The organism is Microbacterium sp. PMB16 (genome assembly GCF_051294855.1).
In the GTDB taxonomy this organism is placed as follows: Bacteria; Actinomycetota; Actinomycetes; order Actinomycetales; family Microbacteriaceae; genus Microbacterium.
On sequence record NZ_CP145908.1, the window covers coordinates 928,926 to 953,176 of the forward strand.

Here is a 24,251-nt window from a genome sequence, read left to right on the forward strand (position 1 = left end):
GGACGCGCTCCCCTCGCGACTACACGAGCCCCTGCACCCGGAACTGCTCGGAGTGGTAGACGCTGTTGTTCCCGGTGTGCCACTGGCTCACGCTGAGGTGCAGGTCGGACAGGGTCGATCCGGGGATGATGTAGCCGCCGTACAGCTGCGCGACGTGCGAAGCATCCTCCTGGTTCCACTCGCTCCCGTACAGGAGCGTGGTCTTGGTCGCCGTGTAGAGGTTGTCGGTCGGGGTGTTGAGCACCATCGCGTCGATCCGGTAGGCCGGGGCGTTGAACCAGGTGAGGATCCACTTGCCGCCGAGCGGGCGCAGGCACATCTCGCCGAAGCCTCCGGGCAGCACCTCGGTGACAGGCTTGCCCCACCCCCACGAGCCGTTCGCGAAGCCCCACGGCTGGTAGGCCGAGAGCGTGGTCATGTTGTTCGACGGCACCCGGTAGAGCACGATGCCCTTGTCGCGCTGGAAGCCGGTGCCGTAGATGTACACGTAGCCGTCGCTGCCGAGGCCCCACGTGATGCACTGGAACTTGCCGCCGGCCATGTTCGCCGGGAACTGCAGGCCGGTGTGCTGCCAGGTCGCGCCGTTGTCGTCCGACTTCCACAGCTCGGTCCAGCGCACGGCGCCGAACTGCGGACCGTTGACGATCGCATGCAGGTACATCCGCGATCCGATGGTGATCACGTCCGACGGGATCACCGTCGTGAAGTACGCGTCATGCGGGTAGTACCAGAGCTGCGGAGCCGTGCCCTGCGTGTTCGCGCCCGCCCCGCCGCATCCGTTGAAGGTCACCCCGGCGTTGAGGTTGGTGGTCGACGAGTACAGCGCGACCGGCGAACGCCAGTTCGCGCCGCCGACGTGATCGGCCCACGTGTCGCCGAACAGGAACAGCATCCGCCCGTCCGGCGTCCGGGCGGGGATGCCGAGGTCGGTCACCCCGACCCCGTACTGCGAGGGACTCTGGGTGCCCGCGAGCACCTTGATCCTCGACACGGTGAGTCCCGCGGCGGCGGCCGGAGCCGGCACCGCGGCGGAGGCCACGAACGCGGCCCCCAGTGCCATCGCTCCCTGCAGGACGTTCCTGCGACTCATCCGAAGCCCGTGCGTGTTCTCGGTCTCCATCGACCTCTCCTCTCGGTGCTGCCCGTGTTGCTACTTGAGACCCGCCATCTTGATGTTGCCGATGATCTGACGCTGGAAGATCAGGAACAGGATGATCACGGGAGCCGCGGCCAGCACGGAGCCGGCCATCAGCAGCCCGAGCTCGGTGCTGCGCTCGGATCGGAACGTCGCCAGGTACTGCTGCAGCACGAAGCGCTCGGGCGAGGTGATCGTCAGGATCGGCCAGACGTACGAGTTCCAATAGGCGAGGAAGGCCGTGATGCCCATCACCACGAACGGCGGCTTCGACAGCGGCAGGAAGATGCGCACGAAGATGCCGAACCGGCCGCAGCCGTCGAGCATCGCCGCCTCCTCGAGGCTCTTCGGGATGTTCAGGTAGAACTGCCGGATGAAGAACACCATGCCGGCGCTCGCGAGGCCGGGGATCACAAGCACGCTGAGGGTGTCGAGCATCGACAGCCGGGTGACGACGATGAAGCTCGTGAGCAGGATCGTCATGCCCGGGATGAACATCGTCGTGATGACGATCGCCCAGATCGTGCCCTTGAAGCGGAAGTCGAGGCGGGCGAATGCGTACGCCGCGAGGGAGTTCACCGCGAGGCTTCCGACCGTGAAGAGCACGGCGCCCATGAACGTCCACAGCAGCGTCTGCAGGAACGTCGGGTCGGCGAGGATCTGGGCGTAGTTCTGCCACAACCACACCTCGGGGAAGAACTGGAACGGCGTCTCGACGACCTCGGTCTTCGACTTGAAGCCGGCGATCACCATCCACGCGAGGGGGAACAGCGAGGCGACGACGAAGATCGCGCCGAGGATCACCTTGCCGAGGACGACGAGCCAGCCGCCGGCGGTACGCGGTGCTTTGCGCTGTGCCCGCGGCTCCTTGCCGGCGAGGACGATGCGGGTGGTCTCCTGCATGACGGCCATCTCAGTCCACCAGCCTCTCGGAGTTGACGAACTTGAACACGAGAGCCGAGATGGTCCCCAGCACGACGAACAACAGCAGCGCGGCCGCGATTGAGTAGCCGACGTTCACGTCGTTGCGGAAGTGGTTGAAGATGAAGAGGTTGGGCAGGGTCGTCGAGTCGAGCGGGCCGCCCTGCGTCATGACCAGAGGGAGTTCGAACTGCTGGATCGCGGCGACGAAGCCGGTGATGAGCAGGTACAGCATCACGTTCTTCATCTGCGGGATCGTGATGTACGCCGTCTTCTGCCCCCAGTTCGCACCCTCCATCGCCGCCGCCTCGTAGTACTCGGTGGGGATGTCGACCATTGCGGCGACCATGATCAAGGAGGTGAGACCCATCCCGAGCCAGATGGCCGGGACGGCGACGGCGAGCAGCGCCCACTTCGGGTCGCCGATCCATGCGATCGGCTCGACGCCGAAGACCGCGAGGAAGGCGTTCAGCAGGCCGCCGGAGTAGTTGTAGATCAGCACGAAGATGATCGACGTGATCACGGCGGAGATGATGGTCGGGATGTAGATGCTGACCTTGAGCACGCTCGCAGCACGGCGCGACACCGCCACGACGAGGCTGGCGAACAGGAACGCCAGGATCAGCATCGGCGGCACGGTCATCAGGACGAAGAGGAAGCCGCGGCCGATCGTGGCGATGAACAGCGGGTCCTTCAGCACGTTCGCGTAATTGCGGATGCCGACGAACTCGGGATCCTTGTAGAAGCTCCAGTCCTGGAAGGACAGGTACCCGGCGTAGATCGCCGGCCAGATCACGAAGATGCCCAGCAGCACCACCAGCGGAACCAGGAACCAGTAGGCGGTTCCGTTGTCGCGGTACTTGTACCGGTTCTGTCTCTGCCGGATCTCCCGGCGTTCCTGCACAGCCTGACTGGCCATATCCACCTCGTCGCGATCTCAGGGTGCGTCGCTGTGCGGGGACCGGGAGGCCCCGGCCCCCGAACAGCGAGCGATATCAGTTCTTGGGTGCCTTGTCGGGCAGCCCATCACGATCGATGACCGTCTGGATCGCGGCGTTGGCCGTCTTGATCGCATCGTCCGGCGACGCCGAGCCCTTCATCACGGACTCCATGGCGGTGCCGACGGCGAGGTTGACGTCCCACGGGTAGGTGGCACCCGCGATCGCGTCCGGCGCGATGTCGTCGACGATGATGCTCGACCACGGGGCGTCTGCCGCCTCCTGGCTCGCGGCGACGGCATCCTGCACCGACTGGCGGACCGGAACCTTGGTGAACTGGGTGTCGACGAAGAACGGCACGAGATTCTCCGGATCGCCGGCGATCGACCACTCGAGGAACTTCCCTGCGGCCTCCGCGTTCTTGCTCTTGGCGTCGACCACCCAGGTGAAGTTGCCCATGGTGGTGGCGGTGCGGCCGTCGGCGTCCGAGGCGTTCGGGAACGCGCCGACGCCCGTCTTCGAGAGCAGGTCAGGGTAGTCGGAGCCGATCTCGGACATCATCCAGGAACCGGAGACCTTGAAGGCCACCTTCTTCTGACCGAAGTCCTCGCCGGCGACGTAGGCGGCGAGAGGCTGCTTGGGCATGTATCCCTTGTCCCACAGCACCTTGTACTGCTCCATCAGCGAGCGGTACCCGTCGTTGTCGATGTCAGGCGATGCCCAGTCATCGGTCAGCGCGAGGTGGCCCGAGAAGTTGTACTGCTGGCCGACCGTCGACCAGGCGAACGTCACGGCGTCCTGCGCCGGTGAGATGCAGTACTGGCCGTCGGAGAGCGTCGGCTGGATCTTCGCGCAGGCGTCGAGCAGGTCGTCCCAGGTCTCGGGAGCGCTGCCCGAATCGACACCGGCGGCGTCGAGCATGTCGGTGTTCCAGAACAGCACCGTCTGCGGCTCGAGCAGCAGCGGATACGCGTAGTGCGTGCCGTCGACCTCGGAGATCGACGTCGCGTTGTCCAGGATCTGGCCGAGGGCGTCTTCCGAGACGATCGAGTCGAGCTCGTGCACCGAGCCCGCGTTGACCAGGTCGAGCAGGTTCGCGGAGCTGGTGTAGACGTCGGGCGCCTTGCCTGCGGCCTGAGCGGCCTTCATCTTCTGGTCCCACGCGTCGGCGGGCACCTCGGTGTCGACGACCTTGATCTCATCCTGGGACTTGTTGAATTCCTTGACGATGTTGGCGTACCACTCGTTCTCCGCAGGGGTGAAGTTGCGGTGCCAGAACTGGATGGTGGTGACGCCGTCTTCGCCGCCGCCGTCTCCGGCGGTTCCGCCGGGTGTGCCGGCACCGCAGGCGGCGAGCATCGCGCCGACCGTCAGCGCGCCGAGAGCGGCGACCGCGGTGCGGCGGGTTCGGGTGGTGATTCTCATTTGTTCCTCCTCAGGGAACGGACTCCTCATCGAGTCGCTGCTGTGCAGGCCGATCGATCCGCAGTGACCGGGTATGCGCCAGAGTAGGCGAAATCGATTTCATGCGCAAGGGAAATCCACCGTCGCTGTCACTCGGCGCGCTCCAGATCGGCCGAGAACCAGTACACGTTGTACGGGTCCCACAGCGAGAGCGTGAAGTGGATGCGGCGGCCATCCTCCGTGACATAGCGCGGGTTGAGATAGGGCGAGTAGAGCCCGGGATAGTCGGCGCCCGGCACGAGTTCGATCGGGTCACCCCACGGCCCCCAGGGCGTTATGCCCTCGCGGATGTAGGCGCTGCCGGCATCCGAATACGTCATGATCCAGCGCTCGAGATAGGTCGACCACATCACCGAGAGCTCGCCGATTGTGCCGTCGACGATCGTCTCGGCATCGGCCATGTCATCGCTCCAGCGCGGGTCCTCCCCGTCGAGTCCGGCGAAGTAGGAGTAGGCGCCCTGGTCTTCGACGGCCTCCTCCGTGGCGGGCACGCGCATCAGCTGCACGCCGCCGAAACGACCGGAGGGGATCGACCAGAAATAGATCCAGTCCTTCCCGCCCTCGTTCACCTGCGCGGTCGCGAACTGGATGAAGTTCGAATCGCCCGGCCATTCCACGCCGTCGACCGGAGACCAACTCGCGCCGCCGTCACGCGAGACGATGAGCGCCGAGCGGTTCGCGTCCCAGGCGCCGGGCTCACCCCAGAACTTCACCGACATGTACGACACGTAGATCGTCTCGCCGATCGCGAAGCCGTAGGTCGGGATCTTCGTGACCTCGCCGCCGGCGCCGTTGGCGTCGTGCTCACCTTCGATGAGCGGGGCGGCCAGGCCGATGTCGTCTTCCACCCAGCCCTCGAAGTCGATGCCGTCGGTGGGGTCGTCGTCAGTGGTCCAGGCGGCCACGTTCGATCTCCAGAACCCGCCCTGGCCGCCGATCGACTCGGGATCCCGTTCGCCGAATGTGTCGCCGAACAGGAAGAAGGTCTTCTCGCCCACGTTCACCATCGACCCCAGGTCAGTGCCGGCGACCGAGACGGATGCGGTGTCGTTCATGCCGTCGGGTCCCGTGAGCTGCGCGATCTCGGTGAGGTCGGTCACCCCCTCGAGCACGAACGGCTTGTCCGGATTCGGATCGACCCCCGGCGTGCCGCCGCCCGCGCATCCGGCGAGCGCGAGAGCGAAGACGACGGATGCCGAGACGAGGGCGCGGCGGGATGCGGGGGTACGACGATGCATGAACCCGAATCTAGCGAAATCGATTTCAGAGCACTAGGGTCTTCGTCATGCCCCTCTCCCCCGATTCCGGGTGGCTCCGGCCATCCGGTGCTGCTGCCGACGAGCCCCGCTGGGGTCACGTCGACGGCATCCAGATCGGTATTCCACCGATCCCCGGCCCCCGCGGCCTGCTCCGGGTGTTCACGCCGTACCTCGATCACCCGCGGGAACGGCTGGTCAACTTCCTCGCCGTCGAGCCGATCCCGAGGGGTGAGACCACGCGCGGATTCTCCGAGCTCGAACCGAGCACGCTCGATCCCGGCGAGCGCGGCAAGAGGTTCTGGTCGGCGGACGATGCGGATGCTGCGGATGCCGGGGAGGGCCCCGCCCCGGCGCGCGGTACGGTCGAGACCGTCGCCGGCGTCGAGACCCTCACCGTCTGGATCGGCGTCGAGCGCTTCGACAACGGAGCGGATGTCCTGGTGCGGGTGCGGTTCTTCGCCGACCGCCCGCACGAAGTCGAGGTCGCGGGCTTCGCGAACGCGGCATCCGTCCCGCTCTCGCATCTGATCCTCACGGCGACCATGGGCAACTGGGCGCGGCTGCGCGTGCTGCACCTGGCCGACCGGGTGGTGACGCCCGCCGACTTGTGGCCGGACTTCGGCGGCACCGCGTTCACCGAGCACGGGCGCTTCCCGCTCGCCGAGCTCTCCCGCGATGGCGAGGCGGCGGTCGTGAGCGCTGTCGGTGACGAAGAGGATCCGTGGTCGGTCGAGTACTCGGCCGACACGGCCGCGCACTGGCGCTTTCTCGGGCGTCGAGCCGCGCAGACCTGGCGGGTCGACGACCCGCACCCCGAGCTCGAGGCCGTCGTCAATGCGCGCTGGTCGTACTGGGCGAGCGCGTCGCCGATCCCCGGCGGTCCGGCGTTCGAGAACTTCGAGATCGTCGAGCCGTTCCGCCAGGGCGCCGCGTTCCGATTCTCGGTCGAGGAGGTCTGAGGGTCGACGCCCGGCGAGCTAGCTGTAGTGCCCAGTCAGGTTGTTTGAGATCCGGCTGATGGGCGGGAGCTTCCCGATGGCTGTGTGGGGCCTGTGGTGATTGTAGAAGTGCAACCAGGCTGGCAGGGCGGCTCGGCGCGCTGATTCCGAGTTGTAGTGCTTCGAGTAGGCCCAGCCATCGGCGAGGGTGCGATGGAACCTTTCGATCTTGCCGTTGGTCTGCGGCCGGTAGGGGCGGGTTCGCTTGTGTCGAATACTGAGCTCAGCGCATGCCGCTCGCCAGGCGTGGGACTTGTAGGCAGGGCCGTTGTCAGAGAGCACCCGCTCAACGGTGACGCCGCGATCGGCGAACCAAGAGGCTGCACGACGCAGGACACCGATCGCGGTCTCGGCCTTCTCATCGTCGTGGATCTCCGCGTAGGCGACCCGGGAGTGATCATCGATGACGGTGTGGATGTAGGCGTGACCGAGCAGCGGGTCGCGCTGTTTACCCCTGCGGCGGTGCTGATCGGTCGCGGCTCGGTTCTTGCCGCCTTGCTGCCGACCAACGAACCGCCAGCCTCCGCCGAGCGGGATGTTGCCCAGCTTCTTCACATCGACATGGATCAGGGAACCGGGACGGTCGTGTTCGTAGCGGCGAGCCGGCTCGCCGGTCTTCACATCGACATGCGAGAGACGATTCAGGCGGCAGCGGACCAGCACCGCGTGGACCGTCGAGGCCTGCATCCCCAGCCGTCCGGCGATCTGGACCGGCCCCAAGCGCTTCTTGATCCGCAAATGCACGATCCGCTTCACGACAGGCTGCGGGGTCTTGTTCGGATGCCGGTGCGGTCTGCTTGACCGGTCTGCCATCCCCGCCTCGCCAAGCTCGACGTAACGCCTCGCCCATTTCGCCGCGGTCGGATACGACACCCGGAAGTACCTCGCAGCTCCCGCCACCGGCCATCCCTCGTCGACGACCTGCCGAGCCAGCCGGAGTCGTTGGCGCGGCGTCAAGGCCGCATTAGCGTGGGACACGAGAACCTCCTCGGTTCAGAGCGGAAGCGGTAGCAGCTCCACTCTGCCTTGGAGGTTCTCGTCACATCAGGGCATCCAGATCAAACAACGTCCCTGGGCACTACAGCTAGCCGGTCGGCTCCAGACCCGGGGATCCGGAGCACGCTCGTTCATGAACCGCTACGCAACGCTCGTGTCGATGGCGACCTTGCCGCGCACGTGGCGGCTTCGTTGACGCTCGATCGCCTGTCGGAAGTCCCGCAGCGTGTAGACGGATTCGATCGGGACGGTGAGTTCGTCGGCCGCGACCAGCTCGAGGAGCCGCGGGAGCGCATCAGGCGTGGCATCGGAGCCGTTGACCGCGATCACACCCGAGGGTGGCTCTTCGGATTCGATCGTCACGATTCGTGCGGCGGGGACCCCCAGCGCGAGCGCCGTCAGAGCGGTCTGCACGCCATGAAGATCCGCAGCCGCAGCGATCGGTCCGTCGGCCGAGGCACGGAGGGCGTCCTCGAGCTGGGCGCCGTACTCGATGGGCTGAGCGCCGAGTGAGGTGATGTACTCCGCCGACGCGGCCGAACCTGTGCCGATGACGCGGGCACCGGATCGAACGAGAAGCTGAGTGAGGATCGAGCCGACGCCCCCACCCGCTGCCCCGACGAGGACGAGCTCCCCTTCGCGGACCGCGAGAGCGTCGGCCACGGCCGACGCCGTCCTCCCGGCGATATCGATGACCCCTGCGGTGAGGTCGCTGATCCCGTCGGGGGTTCGATGCAGGCTCCGATGCTTCTCGTCGAGCACGACGGAAGTGGCGACCGCGGCACCGCGCGCGCCGCCGAACACGCGGTCGCCGACGCGCCACCGGACGACCTCCGATCCCGTCTCGGCGATGACCCCGGCGAAGTCGTTGCCGTATCCCGACGGAGCGGTGATGCCGAACACTTTCGCGAGAGTCTCCGACTCGACGATCTGCCAATCGACGGGGTTCAACCCCGCCACGGCAATCCGGACTCGCACCTGATGCGGCGCGAGGGGACTCTGCTCGACGGTTTGCAGAGCCAGTTCGGTGATCTCGCCGAATCGATCGAAGCGCACGGCCGTCGTATCCGTCATATGTGTGTCAGCCATCCCCCGCGCGCGCCTATTCCCGCGGACGGGGAACAACCAACGGCGAGCCGGTATGCGGATCGGGGATGATCGTGCACGGCAGACCGAAGACGTCCTCGATCAGCCGTGCCGTCACGACCTCCTCCGGGGTTCCGGTGGTGACGACCCGCCCCTCGCTCATCACGATCAGGTGATCCGCGTAGCGCGCCGCCTGGTTCAGGTCGTGCAGCACCGCCACCAGCGTGCGCCCGCCCTCGTCGTGGAGGCGGCGCAGCAGTTCCAGCAGGTCGTACTGGTGGGCGATGTCGAGGAACGTGGTGGGCTCGTCGAGCAGCAGCAGCGGCGTCTCCTGCGCGAGCACCATCGCCACCCACACCCGCTGGCGCTGTCCGCCGGAGAGCTCCTCGACCTGGCGCGCGGCGAGGTCGGCAGTGCCGGTCGCCACCAGCGCCTGGGCCACAGCGGTCTCATCGCTCGCGGTCCACTGCCGGAAGACGCCCTGGTGCGGGTGCCGCCCCCGCGCCACGAGGTCGGCGACCGTGATCCCCTCCGGGGCGATCGAGGTCTGCGGGAGCAGCCCGAGCCGGCGGGCGACCTCCTTGGCCGGGAACTCGGCGATCTCCCTGCCGTCGAGCAGGACCGACCCCGCGGAGGGTTTCATCACGCGCGCGAGGGCGCGCAGCAGCGTGGACTTGCCGCACGCGTTCGGCCCGACGATGACCGTGAACGACCCGGTCGGGATGTCGACCGTGAGGCCGTCCGCGATCACGCGGCGATCGTACCCGAGGGTCACGTCACGGGCGCGTAGTCGCGCATCGACCTCCTGCGTCGCATCGAGCGTCGCCACACCAGTGTCCGTCATCGTCTTCTCGCCTCCGAGATCAGCAACCAGATGAGATAGGCGCCGCCGAGCGCCACCGTGATCACGCCGACGGGGAGCTGCGTCGGTGCGAAGATCCGCTGCGCGATCAGGTCGCTCACGACGAGCAGCAGCGCCCCCATCGCGGCCGCGGCCGACAGTGTGACACCGGCGGAGCGGGTCAGGCGCCGTGCCAGCTGCGGCGCCGCGAGAGAGACGAACGCGATCGGCCCCGCCGCCGCGGTGGCCGTGGCGGTGAATGCGACGCCGAGGATCACGAGCCGGAGCCGCACCCGCCCGGTGCGCACACCGAACGCGACAGCCGCGTCGTCGCCGACCTCGAGGGCGTGCATCCCGCGGGACAGGAGCGCGGCCGCACCCCACAGCACCACCAGGATCCCGACGGCCGGGGTCGTCTGCTCCCATCCGACCGTGTTGAGCGACCCGCTCCCCCACGCACTCGCCGCGAGAGCGATGTTCAGGTCGGTGTTGAGGATGACCCAGGTGCTCACCGACGCGAGCATGGCCGAGAGCGCGATGCCGACGATGATGAGTCGGAACCCCTGGAACCCGCGCTGGTACGCCAGGAGATACACGAGCAGAGCGGTCGCGAGACCGCCGACGAGTGCCCCCGCTGCCACGGAGACGAAGCCGGTGCCGACCGTCGTCATGACCAGCAGCGCACCCACGTACGCGCCCGAGTCGAAGCCGATGATGTCGGGGCTGCCGAGCGGATTGCGGGTGAGCGATTGGAAGATGGCGCCCGCCGCACCCAGCGCGGCGCCGAGGGCGAGCGCGAGCAGCACGCGCGGCATCCGCCATCCCCAGACGACGAGGTGTGAGCGAGCATCGCCGAAGCCGAAGACCGTGGCGACGACATCGGGGATCGGGACGGTGTAGTCGCCGACGCCGAGGCTCACGATCGCCACCGATGCGGCGGCCAGCAGGAGCGCGGCGACGACGATCACGGGGCGTCGCCGGACGAGGATGCTGAGCGCGTCGCGCCGCGAGCGCAGCATCCAGGTTCCGTAGCCCCGGTCGACCTGCACGTTCACAGGGCGCTCGCCCCGCGCCGGCGCACCAGCGCGATCAGCACCGGCGCTCCGATGAACGCGGTGACGATGCCGACCGGCAGCTCACCGCTGCGGAGCACGACGCGGCCGACGATGTCACTCGCCAGCACGAGCACCGGTGCGGCGATCAGGCTGCCGGCGAAGATCCAGCGCTGGTCGGGCCCCGTGAACCAGCGCACCGCGTGCGGCACCATGAGTCCGACGAAGCCGATCGGTCCGGCGACGGCGGTCGCGGTCGCGCAGAGCAGGGTCGCGGCGATGATCGCGAGCACGCGGGTGCGCACGATGCGCGACCCCAGCGAGACGGCGAGATCGTCGCCGAGCGCGACCGCGTTGAGCGGCCGCGCCACCGCGAACGCGAGGATGAAGCCGAGCGCCAGGAAGGGCAGCACCCCGCTCACCTGCTCTGTCGGCGTGCTCGCGATGCTGCCGGCGTTCCAGCCCCGCATCCGGTCGAAGACCTCGGGCAGCAGGAGCGTGATGCCCGAGGTGATGCCGCTGAGGAAGGCACCGATCGCGACGCCGGCGAGCGTGATCCGCAGCGGGTCGGCGCCGCGGCGACCGGATGCTCCGATCGCCCACACCGCGAACGTCGTGAGGACCGCGCCGAGCAGGGCGAACCAGATCGTGCCCGAGAGCGTCGTGATGCCGAAGGACGCAGCGCCGGCGGCGACGGCGAACGCCGCTCCCGCGTTCACGCCGAGGATGCCGGGATCGGCCAGCGGGTTCCGGGTGAAGGCCTGCATCAGGGCCCCGGCGATGCCGAGCGCCGCGCCCACGAGAACCCCGAGCAGGGTGCGCGGAGCGCGCAGGTCGCGGATGATGGTCCACGCCTCGCTGTCGGCGCCCTGGAGGGCCGCGGCGATCTGTTCGACGGAGAGTCGCTGCGACCCGATCGTGAGGCTCAACACCATGCAGACCAGGAGCGTGGCGACCGCGAGGGCGAAGCCCAGCATCCGTCTGCGGCGTGAGACAGTGATCGCCGCGCGCGCGCTGTCCGCCGCCTCGGTCGTCTGCACGGCCGGGACGACCTCAGAGACCGTGAGCCTCAAGGGTGGCCTCGTACTCGTCTTCGACCTCTTCGACGTCGCGTGTCTCGTCGTCCCACATGGCGCTGAGGCGGTCACGCACCGCGTCGGGGAGCGCTTCGAAGCGCTCGCTCCACTGCTCCGCGTTCGCGGTCCAGTACCCGACGACCTTGTACGCGGTCGACGGCAGCTTCAGTTCGTGGCGCAGGTGCTTGCGGACGCCCCTGGTCACGCGCGTCTCACCGGCGACCCAGACGTAGCCCGGTTCCCGGGGGAAGTCGCTTGCCCGCACGATCTCCTCGATACGGCTCGGGCCGTGCCCGTTCCCGCCGTGCACCCAGGTGAGTTCGACGTCGGCCGGCAGGTCGATGCGCTGCTCGTCGGCCGGGTCTCCGACTTCGAGCACGACGCGGGTGCGCACGCCCGCGGGCGCCTGTTCGGCCAGGCGCAGCGCGGCGGGAAGGCCGGTGGCGTCGGCGACGAGCAACTGCCAGTCGATGCCCTCCGGCGGGTCGTACAGGCCGCGCGGGGTGTTCACGCCGACGATGTGCCCCGGCTTCGCGCCGAGCGCCCACGTCGCCGCGATGCCGCCCTCATGCACGACGAAGTCGATCACGAGTCGCCCGAACACGGCATCCCACGCCCGCACGGTATAGGTGCGCACCTCGGTGGAGTCGACGCCGTCCGGGAACTCCCAGTAGCCATCCTCGGTCGGCGACGGGAGTACCGGCTCCTCATGGCCGGTCTTCGGCAGGAACAGTCGCAGGTACTCGTCGCCGACGCCCGAGGAGACGAACCCCTCGAGGCCGTCGCCTGCGAAGACGATGCGCACCATGCCGGGCGTCAGCCGCTCGACGTCGACGACCTCGACCCGGTGGACACGGTTGACCTGAGGGCGGCTCACGGGAGCAGCGCCTTGCGCACGACCTCGAGCAGCGCGTCCTGGCCGCTCGGCGAGCCGTAGCTCATCTCGTAGTTGTAGCCGTGCACGTCGCCGTTCGCGACCGCGGGGAGAGCGGTCCATAGTGGGTTCGCCTGCAGAGCTTCCTCGTCGGTGATGAGCCCGGAGCCGTCTTCGCTGACGCCGGTGAAGATGACGTCGACGTCGGCGAGCTCGCCGATCTGCTCCATGCTGAGCGAGGTGCCCTCGCTGTCGGGCTTGCCGTCGCCGTCGCTGTCTGCGAGGGGGCTGATCTCCAGTCCGAGATCGGCGAAGACGAGGCACGAGATGCTGTAGCAGCCGACGTTGATCTGGCCGTCCCAGAAGGAGATGTCGGCGACGACGGGGGCGACGCCTGCCGCATCGAGTTCGCCCTTGACCTCGGCGATGCGCGCGGCGTAGTCGTCGAGCCAGGCCTGTGCCTGCTTCTCCCGACCGAGATCTGCGGCGAGCGTCTCGAACTTGTCGCGCCAGTCACCCCCGTCGAAGGCGTTGTACGTGTAGGTGGGCGCGATCGGGGTGAGCTTGTCGTGCAGGTCGGTCTCGTAGCCGAGGCCGCTCAGGATGAAGTCGGGGCCGACCTCGAGGATGTGTTCGAGGTTGAACTCCGGGTAGTTGTGGAAGCCCTTGATCCCCTTGAGCTCCTTCTGCGGGAAGAACCCGGGGAACTTGTCCCAGTCGTCGCGGATCGGCTGCTCATCGGCCAGCGGGTAGCCGAGCGTGATCAGGATGTCGACGTCGGTCGTGTAGAAGCCGAGGGCCGCCTCGGGCGCGGTGGGGACGGTGACCTCGCCGAAGTCGGTGTCGACGGTGAGGGTCTCGCCCTCGGCCTCGCCGGCCTGCGCGGATGCGCAGGAGGTGAGGAGGAGAACGGCACCGGTCGCGAGGGCGACGGCGCGGAGACGGCGGGTGCGGGAGGGCGTCATGAACGGACCTTCGATTCGGGTGGGATTAGCTGAGGCTTACCTAAGTGCCTCATCGATCATCCCTTGCCCGGATGTCGTCTACCTGCCCGGCGATGTCGTCAGGGAGACCAATCAGCGCGTGGAGACGGCAAAAGCTCCCGGCGTCGAACCTAACTCCCGGCGGAACGCCTGCACGAAGGCGCTCGGTCTGGCGTAGCCGACCCGCCGCCCGACCAGGCCGACCGGGAGCCCCTCGGCGAGCAGCACGATGGCTGCCAGCATCCGTGCTCTGGTGCGCCATTCTGCGAACGAGAGCCCGGATTCTCGGCGGAAGAGCCGTGCCAGATGGCGCTCGCTCGCGCCGACCAGCGCCCCCCATTCCTGCAGGGTGCGCGAATCCGCCGGATCCGCCTGCACGGCCTCCGCGATCCGACGCGCCCGGTCGTCTTCGGGCAGGGTCAGGGTGAGGTGCAACAGGTCGGCGCGGTGGAGCAGGCGCGGCAGGAGCTGCTCTGCGAGGCGACGGGTGTCGTCCGCCATGTCCTGCGTCGCGAGTTCCTCGAGCAGGGCGCGGGCGGCCATGGGGATGCCGACTCCGCCGACGCCTTCCCGCGGCGGGGACCCGAGGCCGGGCGCGAGAAAGGTGCACGAGAAGTCGGTGCCCTTGGACGCGGTCACGCGATGCGGTTCGCCCGCGGGAATCCAGAGGCCCACGGTCCACGGGACGGCGTGGAAGCCGACAGCAGTCTCGACCACGAGCGACCCGCGCGCCGACCACAGCAGCTCATCGGCGTCGTGACGGTGCCAGTCCCACTCTTCGGCGGAGCTGATGGAGAACGGGCTCGTGCTGATCCCGGTCACTCCGACGGGAACGTCGAGCACCCCGGTCATTCTCCGCGGCGCGGATTCCACAGCATGACCTCTGTGGAGCGGCGGAGCCGGCGGCCGGTCGGCATCGGGACGACGCCCGTGGATCCGGCGGCGAAGACGCGCACGCCCGGACGGCTCTCGCGCTCGGCGCGCAGTGCTGCTTCGAGCTGGATGATCCTCGAGCGCAGCATCCGGTTCTCGTCTTCGAGGTCGAGGAGCCGGGCGATCGCCGGAAGGCTCACACCCTGCGATGACAGCTGCGCGACCTCGCGGAGCTGCTCGATGTTGCGGGTCGAGTAGCGTCGCGACCCGCCGGAGGTACGGCCGGGGACGACGAGACCGATGCGGTCGTACTGCCGCAGGGTCTGCGGGTGCATGCCCGCGAGCTCGGCGGCGACGGCGATCGCGAACACCGGGGTGTCGGCATCCAGGCCATGGTCACCCATGGACGCTCACCTCCGTTCCGGTGTCCGCGATCATCGCGTTCATGTTCAGCGCCGCGCTTTCGCCATCAGCTCGGCCCGCGGGTTCTCGTCGGGCTCGAGCGCCTGGAACTTCTCCAGAGCCTCGCGGGCGGCGTCGTCGAGATGCGTCGGCACCGCGACCTGGAGCTCGGCGAGCAGATCGCCGGTGCCCTTCGAGGTCGTGACGCCTCGGCCCTTCACGCGCAGCATCCGCCCGGAGGGGGTGCCCGGTGCGACGCGGAGCTTGACCACGTCGCCGCCGAGTGTCGGGACCTCGATCGTCGCACCGAGGGTCGCCTCGGTGAAGGTGACCGGCACGATGACGCGCAGGTTGAGTCCGTCGCGCGTGAAGACCGGATGCGGACGCACCGTGATCTGCACCACGACGTCTCCGCGCTCCCCGCCGTCGGGCGAGGGGCGGCCGCGGCCGCGCAGACGGATCTTCTGCCCGTCGGCGACGCCGGCCGGGATCTTCACCTTGAACGGCTTGCCGTCTTCGCCCTGCAGCGAGATCGTCTCTCCCTGCACAGCCGTGATGAAGTCGATCGTGGTGCGCGCGGTGACGTCGGCGCCGCGTTGCGGACCGCCGTATCCGCGGAAGCCGCCCGACGTCTGGCCGAATCGCCCGGAGCCGAAGGAGCCGCCCTGACCTTGGTTGAACATCGCGAAGATGTCTTCGAAGTCGGCGGTCTGCCCACGGCCCTGCTGGCCGAATCGGCTGAAGACGTCTTCGAACCCGCCGGCGCCCGCGCCGCCCGCGGTGAAGCGGGCGCCCGAGCCCATGGCACGGATCTCGTCGTACTCCTTGCGCTGGTCGGTGTCGGAGAGCACCGAGTAGGCCTCGCTGATCTCCTTGAACTTCGCCTCGGCGGCAGCATCCCCCTGATTGGAATCGGGGTGATACTTGCGCGCCAGTTTGCGATACGTCTTCTTGAGGTCAGCGTCGCCGACGTCCTTCGAGACCCCGAGGGTCTTGTAGAAGTCCTTGTCGAACCAATCCTGGCTGGCCATCGATCACCTACTCGGCAGGTACGGCGACGACGACCTTCGCGGGACGCAGTTCGATGTCACCGAGGCGGTAGCCCACCTCGACGACCTCGAGCACCGTGGTCTTGGTGGTGCCCGGAGTGGGCTGCTGGAAGATCGCCTCGTGGCGCTGCGGGTCGAATTCCTCGCCCTTCTCGCCATAGGAGACGACGCCGAGGCGCTCCACCGCGACACGCACCTTGTCGGCGATCACGGCGAAGGGCGTGCCCTCGACGAGGTCGCCGTGCTGGGCGGCGCGGTCGAGGTCGTCGAGCACCGGGATGAGGCCCTTGGCGGCCTCGCCCTTCGCGCGGTCGGCCTCGATCTGACGCTGCTCTTCGGTGCGGCGGCGGTAGTTGGCGTATTCGGCCTGCAGACGCTTGAGGTCGTTCAGCAGCGTGGACTCGAGGTCCGCGAGGACGGCGTCTTCGGCTGCGGCTTCGCCGGTCTGCGCTGCGCCGAGGATGTCGTCGACCGTGAGGTCGTCGTCAGAGCCCTCGGCCGCTGCGGCCTCGGTGGAGTCGGGGTTCCCGAGATCCGGCTCGGGGCCGGACGCGTTCGCGTCCGGCCCCTCGTCGGGAACCTCGTTGTCGAAGTTCTTGTCCGTCATGGTTACTTCTTGTCTTCCTCGTCGTCGACGACCTCGGCGTCGATGACGTCCTCGTCAGAGGAGGCGTCATCGGCCGTCGGGGCTTCGCCGTCGGTGGGAGCGCCGGCCGCGGCGTCGGGCTGCGACGTCGCGTAGAGGGCCTCGCCGATCTTGGACTGCGACTGGCTGAGCTTGTCGAACGCGGTCTTCACGGCGTCGTCGTCTTCGCCGGCCAGAGCCGTCTTGAGCGCGTCGACGTCGGCCTTGACCTCGGTCTTCACGTCTTCGGGCAGCTTGTCCTCGTTCTCGGTGATGAGCTTGTCGATCGAGTACGAGAGCGTCTCGGCCTGGTTGCGGACCTCGGCGGCCTCGCGACGCTGCTTGTCTTCTGCAGCGTGCTCCTCAGCCTCGCGCACCATGCGCTCGATGTCTTCCTTCGACAGCGACGAGCCGCCGGAGATGACGATCGACTTCTCGGTGCCGGTGCCCTTGTCCTTGGCGGACACGTGCACGATGCCGTTGGCGTCGAGGTCGAACGTGACCTCGATCTGCGGGATGCCACGGGGAGCCGGGGCGATGCCGGTGAGCTCGAACGTGCCGAGCGGCTTGTTGTCACGCGTGAAGTCGCGCTCGCCCTGGAAGACCTGGATCGCGACGGACGGCTGGTTGTCGTCTGCCGTGGTGAAGGTCTCGCTGCGCTTGGTCGGGATGGCCGTGTTGCGCTCGATGAGCTTGGTCATCATGCCGCCCTTGGTCTCGATGCCGAGGCTGAGGGGGGTGACGTCGATGAGCAGCACGTCCTTGCGCTCACCCTTGAGGACACCGGCCTGCAGGGCGGCGCCGACGGCGACGACCTCGTCCGGGTTGACGCCCTTGTTCGCTTCCTTGCCGGTCTCGCGCTTGACGAGCTCGGCGACGGCGGGCATGCGGGTCGATCCACCGACGAGCACGATGTGGTCGATCTCGCCGACCTTGATGCCGGCTTCGCGGATGACGTCCTCGAACGGCTTCTTGGTGCGGTCGAGGAGGTCCTTCGTGAGGTCTTCGAACTTCGCACGGGTGATGGTCTCGCTCAGCGACACCGGGCCCGAGTCGGTCAGCGACAGGTACGGGAGGTTGATGCTGGTGCTGGTCGAGGAGGAGAGCTCCTTCTTCGCCTGCTCTGCAGCCTCCTTGAGGCGCTGCAGCGCGATCTTGTCGCCCGAGACGTCGACGCCCGTGGTCTCCTTGAACTGCTTGATCAGGAAGTCGACGAGACGCTGGTCCCAGTCGTCGCCGCCGAGGCGGTTGTCACCGGCGGTCGAGCGCACCTGGATGGTGGAGAAGTCGTCGTCCTTGCCCACCTCGAGGAGGGAGACGTCGAAGGTTCCGCCGCCGAGGTCGAAGACGAGGATGAGCTCGTCTTCCTTGCCGCGGTCGAGACCGTAGGCGAGGGCGGCAGCGGTCGGCTCGTTGATGATGCGGAGCACGTTGAGGCCCGCGATCTCACCGGCCTCCTTGGTGGCCTGACGCTCGGCGTCGTTGAAGTACGCGGGGACGGTGACGACAGCATCCGTCACGGTGTCTCCGAGGTACGACTCGGCGTCGCGCTTGAGCTTCATGAGGATGCGCGCGGAGATCTCCTGCGGCGTCCACTTCTTGCCGTCGACGTCGAAGCTCCAGTCGGTGCCCATGTGGCGCTTGACGGAAGAGATCGTCCGGTCGACGTTGGTGACGGCCTGGCGCTTGGCGGTCTCGCCGACCAGCACCTCTCCGTCTTTGGTGAAGGCGACCACCGAGGGGGTGGTGCGAAAGCCCTCGGCGTTGGCGATGACCTTGGGCTCGCCGCCCTCGAGGACGCTGACGACGGAGTTGGTGGTTCCGAGGTCGATACCGACAGCACGTGCCATGTGTTTTCTCCTTAGTGGGAAGTTGTTGTGGTGCGGAAATCTGCGGCGATCAGTGAAACCTGAGTCGCGATGGCTCAACTGTACTCCGACTCGCTCGCGCTGTCAAAAAAGTTGATAGGAGTCGACTCAGGTTTGTGCAGAGAGGGTTATCCACAGGGGTGGAACGGGCGATGACTGTGCTGCCTAGGCTCCCTCGACATGACTCGCCGTTCTCTTCGAACCGTCTCCCTGACCGCTGTTCTGACTCTTCTCGTGCTGAGCGGATGCTCGTCGCTGCCCGCGTCGCGGGAGGCGAGGAGTCCGGAGCCGCGGCCGTCGCCGTCGTTCACCGTCGAGGACCGCAGCGGCGAATCGTTGACTTTCGCCGATGGGGCGGGGTTTTCGCCGGATGCGACGGCGGGATGGAACGATGCCGGCGTCGCGGGAGACGAGTGGATACTCACGGCCCCGGATGAAGGTTTCGGCACTTGGGCGTACCGAAGCGGTGACGGCGGCTGCGTCGCCACGTTCTGGCAGGGCGAGGTCTTCGACATGGCTGCGCCGGATGACCGAGCCGCCTCCGATTTCGTCCTCGCCAGCTTCATGAAGACGGATGCGGCGGCGGTCGAGGGCGCGGCCTCGGATCGGCTGATGGGCTTCGGATTCGCGGACAACCCGGCGGCGGAGTACCGCTATGCCGAGGGCGTCCGTCACGGCGGCAGTTGGGCACTCGCCGTTCGCGGGTTCGCACAGTTGAAAGCGGCGGTCTATCTCACAGTCGTCTGCGAATCGACGGATGCTCCCGCTCAGGCGGCGGACATGATCAGCAGGGTCGCGATCCACGTGAGCGAGTAGGTACCGGGCCCGAACCACTCAGAAGGGCGCCGGTGTCAGATCTTCTTCGGTGAAGGTGACGGTGTTCTGGGGCGGGGGTTCGTCGATGTACGTGCGTCCGGCGGGACTGGTCCAGGCGTAGACACCGGGTTCGAGCTGTTCGACGTGCCACGGGGTGTGGTGTTTGAGCGTGTGGTGCCGTCGACAGAGGTGACCGAGGTTGGCGGATTCGGTGGGGCCGCCGTGTGCGGCGTCATGCGTGTGGTCGATGTCGCTGTCGGTGGCGAGGTAGCCGCAGGTGGGGAACCGGCAGCGCTGATCTCGGGCGCGAAGGTACCTCTTGAGGTCGGCACCTGGTCGATAGCGGTCGACGGCGAGCAGCGCGCCGGTGATCGGGTGGGTGAGAATGCGATCCCATCCGGATGCCGCACCGGCCAGCATCTTCGCCGTGTCCGGGTCGATCGGGGTGCGGCCGTTGAGCTCGGCCGGGGTCGTGCCGCGACCCACCAGAGTGGTGACGGGGACGGTGACGGACACCGATCCGCGCATCGCGGCGAGGAGCCCGTCGGGGGTGTCATGTGCGGTCGGTGCACCGGCGAGAAGCAGATCGAGAGCGAGATCGGCGCGGAGTTGCGCGATCGTGCGGGCATCGGGTTCAGCGGCGGCATCCGCCTCGCCCACCGACTGTTCCTGCACTGATTCTTGTTCCTGCATGGGTTCTTGTTCCTGCACGGACTTCGCCATCTGGGTCAGGCGCTCGAACGCGCCGTGGACGAGCGCGGAAGGCCCGAGGAGCCCGAGCTGCGTCATCCCGTCGCCGACATCTTTCACCCACACAGAACGCGTCTTGCGCGCATCCTTGTGCCGCTTGTCGATCGATCGTGACTGGTACCGCTCCGCCACCCGCCGCCCGCGCCGGGACACCCGGTTCGGGGACTCCGTCTCGGCGAACGCCACCATCTCTGCGGAGTAGGCATCGCGATCTGCCGCATCGTCGAGGTGCTCGGCCGCCTCGCAGATGGCCCGGGCATGAGCGGCACTGATGCGCCCTGCCCCCTGGGCAGCCCACACCAGCGGGAACCGCTCCACACGCCACACCGCATCGGCCATGCGCGCTTGCACCGTGCGGTCGCTCACCCGCAGCGCCGCCGCCATCTCGGCCGCGACCGTGCGCACCGTGAGCTCGCCGAAATCCGGGTGCTTCGCGTCGTCGGCCACCTGCAGCGCCAGCCGAGATCCGACCGCCAGAACGCCGTCTCGCGCGGCCTGCAGACTGCTGATCGTGCACTCCAACCCCACGAGCATGTCGGTGAGCGAGGAGAGTGCCTCCACCTGCTCAAGCGTTGCATCCGCCAGTGCTGTCATACCTTCAGTGAACCAGGGACCACCGACATTCAAAGCCCCGTTCAGGCCAAGAAAACGATATACCGGAATGCAGTCGGAACCCGATCCCGAGAGCCCGCTCCAGCCATGCTCACCCCGACCCCCGTCAGACGAGATACTTGACTCTGACACTGTGGCAGGCGGGAGAACTGAGACATGTTATCCATCGGAGCGTTCGCGCAGATCGGCCAAGTGACCCATCGGATGCTGCGGCATTGGGACACGGCCGGCCTGCTCGAACCGGCTCATGTGGACGAGTTCAGCGGTTACCGCTCCTACGACCCCTCGCAGTTGGAACTGCTGCATCGGATCGTCGCCCTGCGTCAGCTCGGCTTCGGCCTCGATGACATCTCGTCGATCCTCGATCAGGGGGTCGACGCGGATCGCATCGCCGCGCTGCTGCGGATCCGGCGCGCAGAGGTCGAGCAGGAGCATCGGATCGCCGCGGCCAGACTCGTCGACGTGGAACGGAGGCTCCACCTCATAGAGAAGGAGAATCACATGTCTCACATCGAGATCGTCGAGAAGCCCCTGCCCGCCGTGCGCCTGGCCGCCATCCGCACGGTCGTTGCCGATCAGCCGGAGGTCGCCGGCGTCGTCGGACCGTCATTCGACGCCGTGGCGGCGATCATCGGCGACGAGCCCGGCTCGCTCACCACCCCGATCGCCCAGTACGAAACGATCGACGACGGGATGGAGGTCATCGTCGGCTACACGTACACAGGGCCCGCCCGCGACGGCTTCGAGATCATCGAGCTCCCGGCGTCCGAGGCCGCGGTGTGCGGCATCCATCTCGGTTCGATGGACCGCATCGCCGAGAGCTGGCACGCGATCCACACCGAGGTCATCGCCCGCGGCCTTGTTCACGACGGCGCCTGCCGCGAGCTTTACGTGCGCGCGGTCTCGGAGGACCAGTCCGACTGGGTCACCGAACTGCAGCAGCCTGTGCGGCGCTGACCTGCGCTGCGGCGCAAACTTCGCAGAACAGCACGAAAGTCGCAGAGATCCGCGAGATCCCTGCGACTTTCGTGTCGTCTTGCGAAGTTCTGACCCCGGCCGCGGGCCGCCCTACAGGTTCTTGCCCCCGCGGTACTTCGCCGCCGGATGCCGCTCGGGCAGGCGCGGCCCCTCGCCGAAGATCCGCTCGCGCAAGGTCTCGCCGGGCACGTACGCCTCCCGCATCCGTCCCCGCCGCCGCAACTCCGGCACCACCAGCGCACCGAAGTCCGTGGCCGTGTCGAACGAGTGATACTGCCGCAGGTTGATGCCGTCGATGCCGTCCTCATCGAGCCAGCGCTCGATCGTGTCGGCCACCTGTTCCGGACTGCCGACGGCGAGGAACCGCGAATCCCACGCCTCGTCGACCGCACCGGCGAACTGCCCGACGGCGAGGTGCAGCGGCAGCCCGCCGGCGTCGATCACGTCCTGCCGACCCTCACGTTCCAGCGCTTCCCGAACCGTGATGTCGGACGGATGCTGCAGCGGATGGAACGGCACGCTCATGTGGATGAACGCCCCCTCCGGATCGCGGAACGACCGGTAGTTCTCGTACTTCGCCCGCGCCTCCTCCTCGGTGGGCGCGACGATCACGGTCGCCATCACGACGTACCGCGTGTCCTCGGGGCGACGCCCGTGGCGCACGCTCTCGTCACGGATCGCGGCGATGTTGCGCTCCAGCGCCCCGGGCGGACGGTCGGCCGTAAACAGCACCTCGGCGTTGCGCGACGCGAACGCGATGCCCGCCTTCGATGCGGATGCCTGGAACAGCAGCGGCACGCGCTGCGGTGACGGCGCGGTCAGGTGGGGGCCGGCGACCCGGAAGTGCGCGCCGACATGATCGATCGGCCGCACCGACCCGACCCGGCTGAAGGTGCCGGCCTCCTTGTCGGCGACGACGGCATCGTCGTCCCACGACCCCTCCCACAGCTTGTAGAGCACGTCGATGTACTCGGCGGCGATCTCGTAGCGGGTGTCGTGCGGGATCTGGTCGTCGAGGCCGAAGTTGCGGGCAGCGTTCGGCAGGTACGAGGTGACGATGTTCCACCCGACGCGGCCCCGCGTCAGGTGATCGAGCGTCGCCATGCGCCGCGCGAACGCGAACGGCGGCTCGTACGTCGTCGAGAACGTCACCCCGAATCCGACATGCTCGGTGACGGCCGCCATCGCGGCGACGAGCAGCAGCGGATCGATGTTCGGGATCTGCAGCCCACGCTCCAGCGCCGGCTCGAAGCTGTCGTCGTACACGTCGTACGCGCCGACGACATCCGCGAGGAAGATCGCGTCGAACCCGGCGGCTTCGGCCACCTGCGCGAGCTCGGTCCAGTAGGAGATGTCGGCATAGCGCTCGCGCTGATTGTCGGGCTGACGCCAGAGGCCGTGCGTGATGTGACCGGGCGTCGCCATCTCGAACAGGTTGACGATGAGCTGCTTGGTCACTTCGCGGACTCCTTCGACGAAGACGCCGAGGCCTGCGGCTGGTTGAAGAGCGGCAGCACCCCATTGAGTTCCCAGTCGCCGATCGCGCGCTGGCGCTGCACGGACGGGTTGTGCGTGGCGATCGTACGCGCATTGCGCCAGTGCCGGTCGAGCCCGCGCCCCGTGTCGACCGAAGACGCGCCGCCGACCTCGAACAGCTCGGCTGTCGCCTCGATCACGGTCGGCAGCACCGTCTGCTGCGCGCGGTACACGTCGAGCTGAGCGCGGGTGAACGCGGCGGCATCCGGAGCGCCGGCGCGATACCCGGCGAGCGCCGCATCCAGAGACCGCGCCGCCTCGAGCACGGCGGCGCGAGCCGAGAACGCCGCCGACGACAGCTTCCCGACGACCGTCTGCACGAGCGGGTCCTCCCGCGGGAACGCCTCTCCCCCGTACCCGAAGATCCGTCGCCGCGGCTGCACGAACGCCACCGCGTCGTCGACCGCCGCGCGTCCGATTCCCGCCACCACCCCGAGGAGCACGAGCTGGAAGAAGCCCATCAGGTACGGATGCCGGAAGCCGTCGTCGTCCAGTGCATACGGCCGCACGAGGTCGGGGTCGACGACGACGTCGGTGAAGGTCGTCGTCCCGCTGCCGGTGAGCCGCTGGCCGAAACCAGCCCAGTCGTCGATCGACTCGACGCCCGGCGTGCGCGTCGACACGATCACCTGGTGGTCCTCGTCGCGGTACCGCGCGGACAGATCGATCCAGTCGGCATAGATGCTGCCGGTCGTGTAGTACTTGCGCCCGTTGAGGCGGAGCTCTCCGTCCACCTCCGTCAGCGCCGTGGCGAGATCGGAGGTCGCCGTCTGCTCGGACTGGGCGTTGCCGACCAGATCGCCCGCGAGAGCCCTGGCGTACCAGGCGTCGCGCCGCGCGGCATCCGGTTCGAAGTTCTGCATCTCGATGACTGCGAGGTGTCCGCGGAACACATGCGCCACGTTCGAGTCGGCCGCGGCGAGATCGATGAGCCGGGCGAACAGGGTCGCGAGGTCGACGCCCTCACCGCCGTGCTCGGCGGGGACGCGGGCACTGCCGAAGCCGGCATCCAGCAGTTCCCGCACCTCGGCACGGGGAAGCTCGCGATTGCGGTCGCGCTCTGCGGCGCCCTCGCGCAGCCGCTGGAGGAATTCCGGGGAGAGATCAGGCATGGTTTCT

General features: G+C 67.9%; 23 protein-coding genes. 3 read left to right on the forward strand and 20 right to left on the reverse strand.

From position 1 onward, the window contains the following. Positions 1–19: 19 nt before the first annotated feature. From V5D55_RS04435 to V5D55_RS04455, 5 genes are all read right to left on the reverse strand, one after another. Positions 20–1,120 (reverse strand): DUF4185 domain-containing protein, encoded by a 1,101-nt coding sequence (locus V5D55_RS04435; protein ID WP_435748072.1) that lies wholly within the window; start codon positions 1,118–1,120, stop codon positions 20–22. Positions 1,121–1,150: 30 nt separating this feature from the next. Continuing rightward, positions 1,151–2,047: a carbohydrate ABC transporter permease gene (locus V5D55_RS04440; RefSeq protein WP_435748074.1), complete on the reverse strand. Its 897-nt coding sequence runs from the start codon at positions 2,045–2,047 to the stop codon at positions 1,151–1,153. A 1-nt stretch (position 2,048) separates the two neighbouring features. Beyond that, positions 2,049–2,975 (reverse strand): carbohydrate ABC transporter permease, encoded by a 927-nt coding sequence (locus V5D55_RS04445; protein WP_435748076.1) that lies wholly within the window; start codon positions 2,973–2,975, stop codon positions 2,049–2,051. 76 nt (positions 2,976–3,051) lie between these two features. After that, positions 3,052–4,419 (reverse strand): extracellular solute-binding protein, encoded by a 1,368-nt coding sequence (locus tag V5D55_RS04450; protein WP_435748078.1) that lies wholly within the window; start codon positions 4,417–4,419, stop codon positions 3,052–3,054. 128 nt (positions 4,420–4,547) lie between these two features. Continuing rightward, the gene (locus V5D55_RS04455) at positions 4,548–5,696 is read right to left on the reverse strand and encodes a DUF4185 domain-containing protein (protein ID WP_435748080.1); all 1,149 of its coding nucleotides are present in this window, start codon (positions 5,694–5,696) and stop codon (positions 4,548–4,550) included. 47 nt (positions 5,697–5,743) lie between these two features. Between V5D55_RS04455 and V5D55_RS04460 the strand changes: the two genes are divergently transcribed. Then, positions 5,744–6,676, forward strand: coding sequence for a hypothetical protein (locus V5D55_RS04460; protein WP_435748082.1), 933 nt, complete (start codon positions 5,744–5,746; stop codon positions 6,674–6,676). 18 nt (positions 6,677–6,694) lie between these two features. On the opposite strand, the gene V5D55_RS04465 is transcribed toward V5D55_RS04460, so the two are convergent. The 12 genes from V5D55_RS04465 to dnaK form a co-directional block, all read right to left on the reverse strand. Next, positions 6,695–7,693, reverse strand: coding sequence for an IS481 family transposase (locus V5D55_RS04465; RefSeq protein ID WP_435742898.1), 999 nt, complete (start codon positions 7,691–7,693; stop codon positions 6,695–6,697). Between the two features lie 159 nt (positions 7,694–7,852). Continuing rightward, positions 7,853–8,800: an NADP-dependent oxidoreductase gene (locus V5D55_RS04470; RefSeq protein ID WP_435748084.1), complete on the reverse strand. Its 948-nt coding sequence runs from the start codon at positions 8,798–8,800 to the stop codon at positions 7,853–7,855. Positions 8,801–8,813: 13 nt separating this feature from the next. Further along, positions 8,814–9,641 carry an ABC transporter ATP-binding protein gene (locus tag V5D55_RS04475; RefSeq protein WP_435748086.1) on the reverse strand — a complete coding sequence of 276 codons (828 nt, stop codon included), beginning with the start codon at positions 9,639–9,641 and terminating at the stop codon, positions 8,814–8,816. Further along, complete coding sequence (locus V5D55_RS04480; RefSeq protein WP_435749259.1) at positions 9,638–10,657, reverse strand: FecCD family ABC transporter permease; 1,020 nt, start codon at positions 10,655–10,657, stop codon at positions 9,638–9,640. The genes V5D55_RS04475 and V5D55_RS04480 overlap by 4 nt, the downstream gene beginning before the upstream one ends. Positions 10,658–10,689: 32 nt before the next feature. After that, positions 10,690–11,763 carry a FecCD family ABC transporter permease gene (locus V5D55_RS04485; RefSeq protein ID WP_435748088.1) on the reverse strand — a complete coding sequence of 358 codons (1,074 nt, stop codon included), beginning with the start codon at positions 11,761–11,763 and terminating at the stop codon, positions 10,690–10,692. Next, complete coding sequence (locus V5D55_RS04490) at positions 11,744–12,643, reverse strand: siderophore-interacting protein (protein ID WP_435748090.1); 900 nt, start codon at positions 12,641–12,643, stop codon at positions 11,744–11,746. Before V5D55_RS04490 ends, V5D55_RS04485 begins: the two co-directional genes overlap by 20 nt. Then, the gene (locus tag V5D55_RS04495) at positions 12,640–13,605 is read right to left on the reverse strand and encodes an ABC transporter substrate-binding protein (RefSeq protein ID WP_435748092.1); all 966 of its coding nucleotides are present in this window, start codon (positions 13,603–13,605) and stop codon (positions 12,640–12,642) included. The genes V5D55_RS04490 and V5D55_RS04495 overlap by 4 nt, the downstream gene beginning before the upstream one ends. Before the next feature lie 111 nt (positions 13,606–13,716). Further along, positions 13,717–14,466, reverse strand: coding sequence for a helix-turn-helix domain-containing protein (locus V5D55_RS04500; RefSeq protein WP_435748094.1), 750 nt, complete (start codon positions 14,464–14,466; stop codon positions 13,717–13,719). 5 nt (positions 14,467–14,471) lie between these two features. After that, positions 14,472–14,900, reverse strand: coding sequence for a heat shock protein transcriptional repressor HspR (locus V5D55_RS04505; protein WP_435748096.1), 429 nt, complete (start codon positions 14,898–14,900; stop codon positions 14,472–14,474). A gap of 45 nt (positions 14,901–14,945) precedes the next feature. After that, positions 14,946–15,929, reverse strand: a complete 984-nt coding sequence (locus V5D55_RS04510; protein ID WP_435748099.1) for a DnaJ C-terminal domain-containing protein — start codon at positions 15,927–15,929, stop codon at positions 14,946–14,948. A gap of 7 nt (positions 15,930–15,936) precedes the next feature. Beyond that, complete coding sequence (locus tag V5D55_RS04515) at positions 15,937–16,554, reverse strand: nucleotide exchange factor GrpE (RefSeq protein WP_435748101.1); 618 nt, start codon at positions 16,552–16,554, stop codon at positions 15,937–15,939. A gap of 2 nt (positions 16,555–16,556) precedes the next feature. Next, positions 16,557–18,422, reverse strand: coding sequence for a molecular chaperone DnaK (dnaK, locus tag V5D55_RS04520; protein WP_435748103.1), 1,866 nt, complete (start codon positions 18,420–18,422; stop codon positions 16,557–16,559). Positions 18,423–18,620: 198 nt separating this feature from the next. Between dnaK and V5D55_RS04525 the strand changes: the two genes are divergently transcribed. Continuing rightward, entirely contained in the window at positions 18,621–19,256 is a 636-nt protein-coding gene (locus tag V5D55_RS04525; protein WP_435748105.1) for a hypothetical protein, read from the forward strand. Between the two features lie 18 nt (positions 19,257–19,274). Here V5D55_RS04525 and V5D55_RS04530 read toward each other — a convergent pair whose 3' ends face one another. Then, positions 19,275–20,600, reverse strand: a complete 1,326-nt coding sequence (locus tag V5D55_RS04530; RefSeq protein WP_435748107.1) for a DUF222 domain-containing protein — start codon at positions 20,598–20,600, stop codon at positions 19,275–19,277. A gap of 174 nt (positions 20,601–20,774) precedes the next feature. Here V5D55_RS04530 and V5D55_RS04535 point away from each other — a divergent pair, with 174 nt between their 5' ends. Next, positions 20,775–21,575: a MerR family transcriptional regulator gene (locus V5D55_RS04535; RefSeq protein WP_435748109.1), complete on the forward strand. Its 801-nt coding sequence runs from the start codon at positions 20,775–20,777 to the stop codon at positions 21,573–21,575. 111 nt (positions 21,576–21,686) lie between these two features. Here the strand turns inward: V5D55_RS04535 and V5D55_RS04540 are convergent, their stop codons facing one another. Next, the gene (locus V5D55_RS04540) at positions 21,687–23,054 is read right to left on the reverse strand and encodes an NtaA/DmoA family FMN-dependent monooxygenase (RefSeq protein WP_435748111.1); all 1,368 of its coding nucleotides are present in this window, start codon (positions 23,052–23,054) and stop codon (positions 21,687–21,689) included. Next, positions 23,051–24,244, reverse strand: coding sequence for an acyl-CoA dehydrogenase family protein (locus tag V5D55_RS04545; RefSeq protein ID WP_435748113.1), 1,194 nt, complete (start codon positions 24,242–24,244; stop codon positions 23,051–23,053). The genes V5D55_RS04540 and V5D55_RS04545 overlap by 4 nt, the downstream gene beginning before the upstream one ends. Between the last annotated feature and the right edge of the window lie 7 nt (positions 24,245–24,251).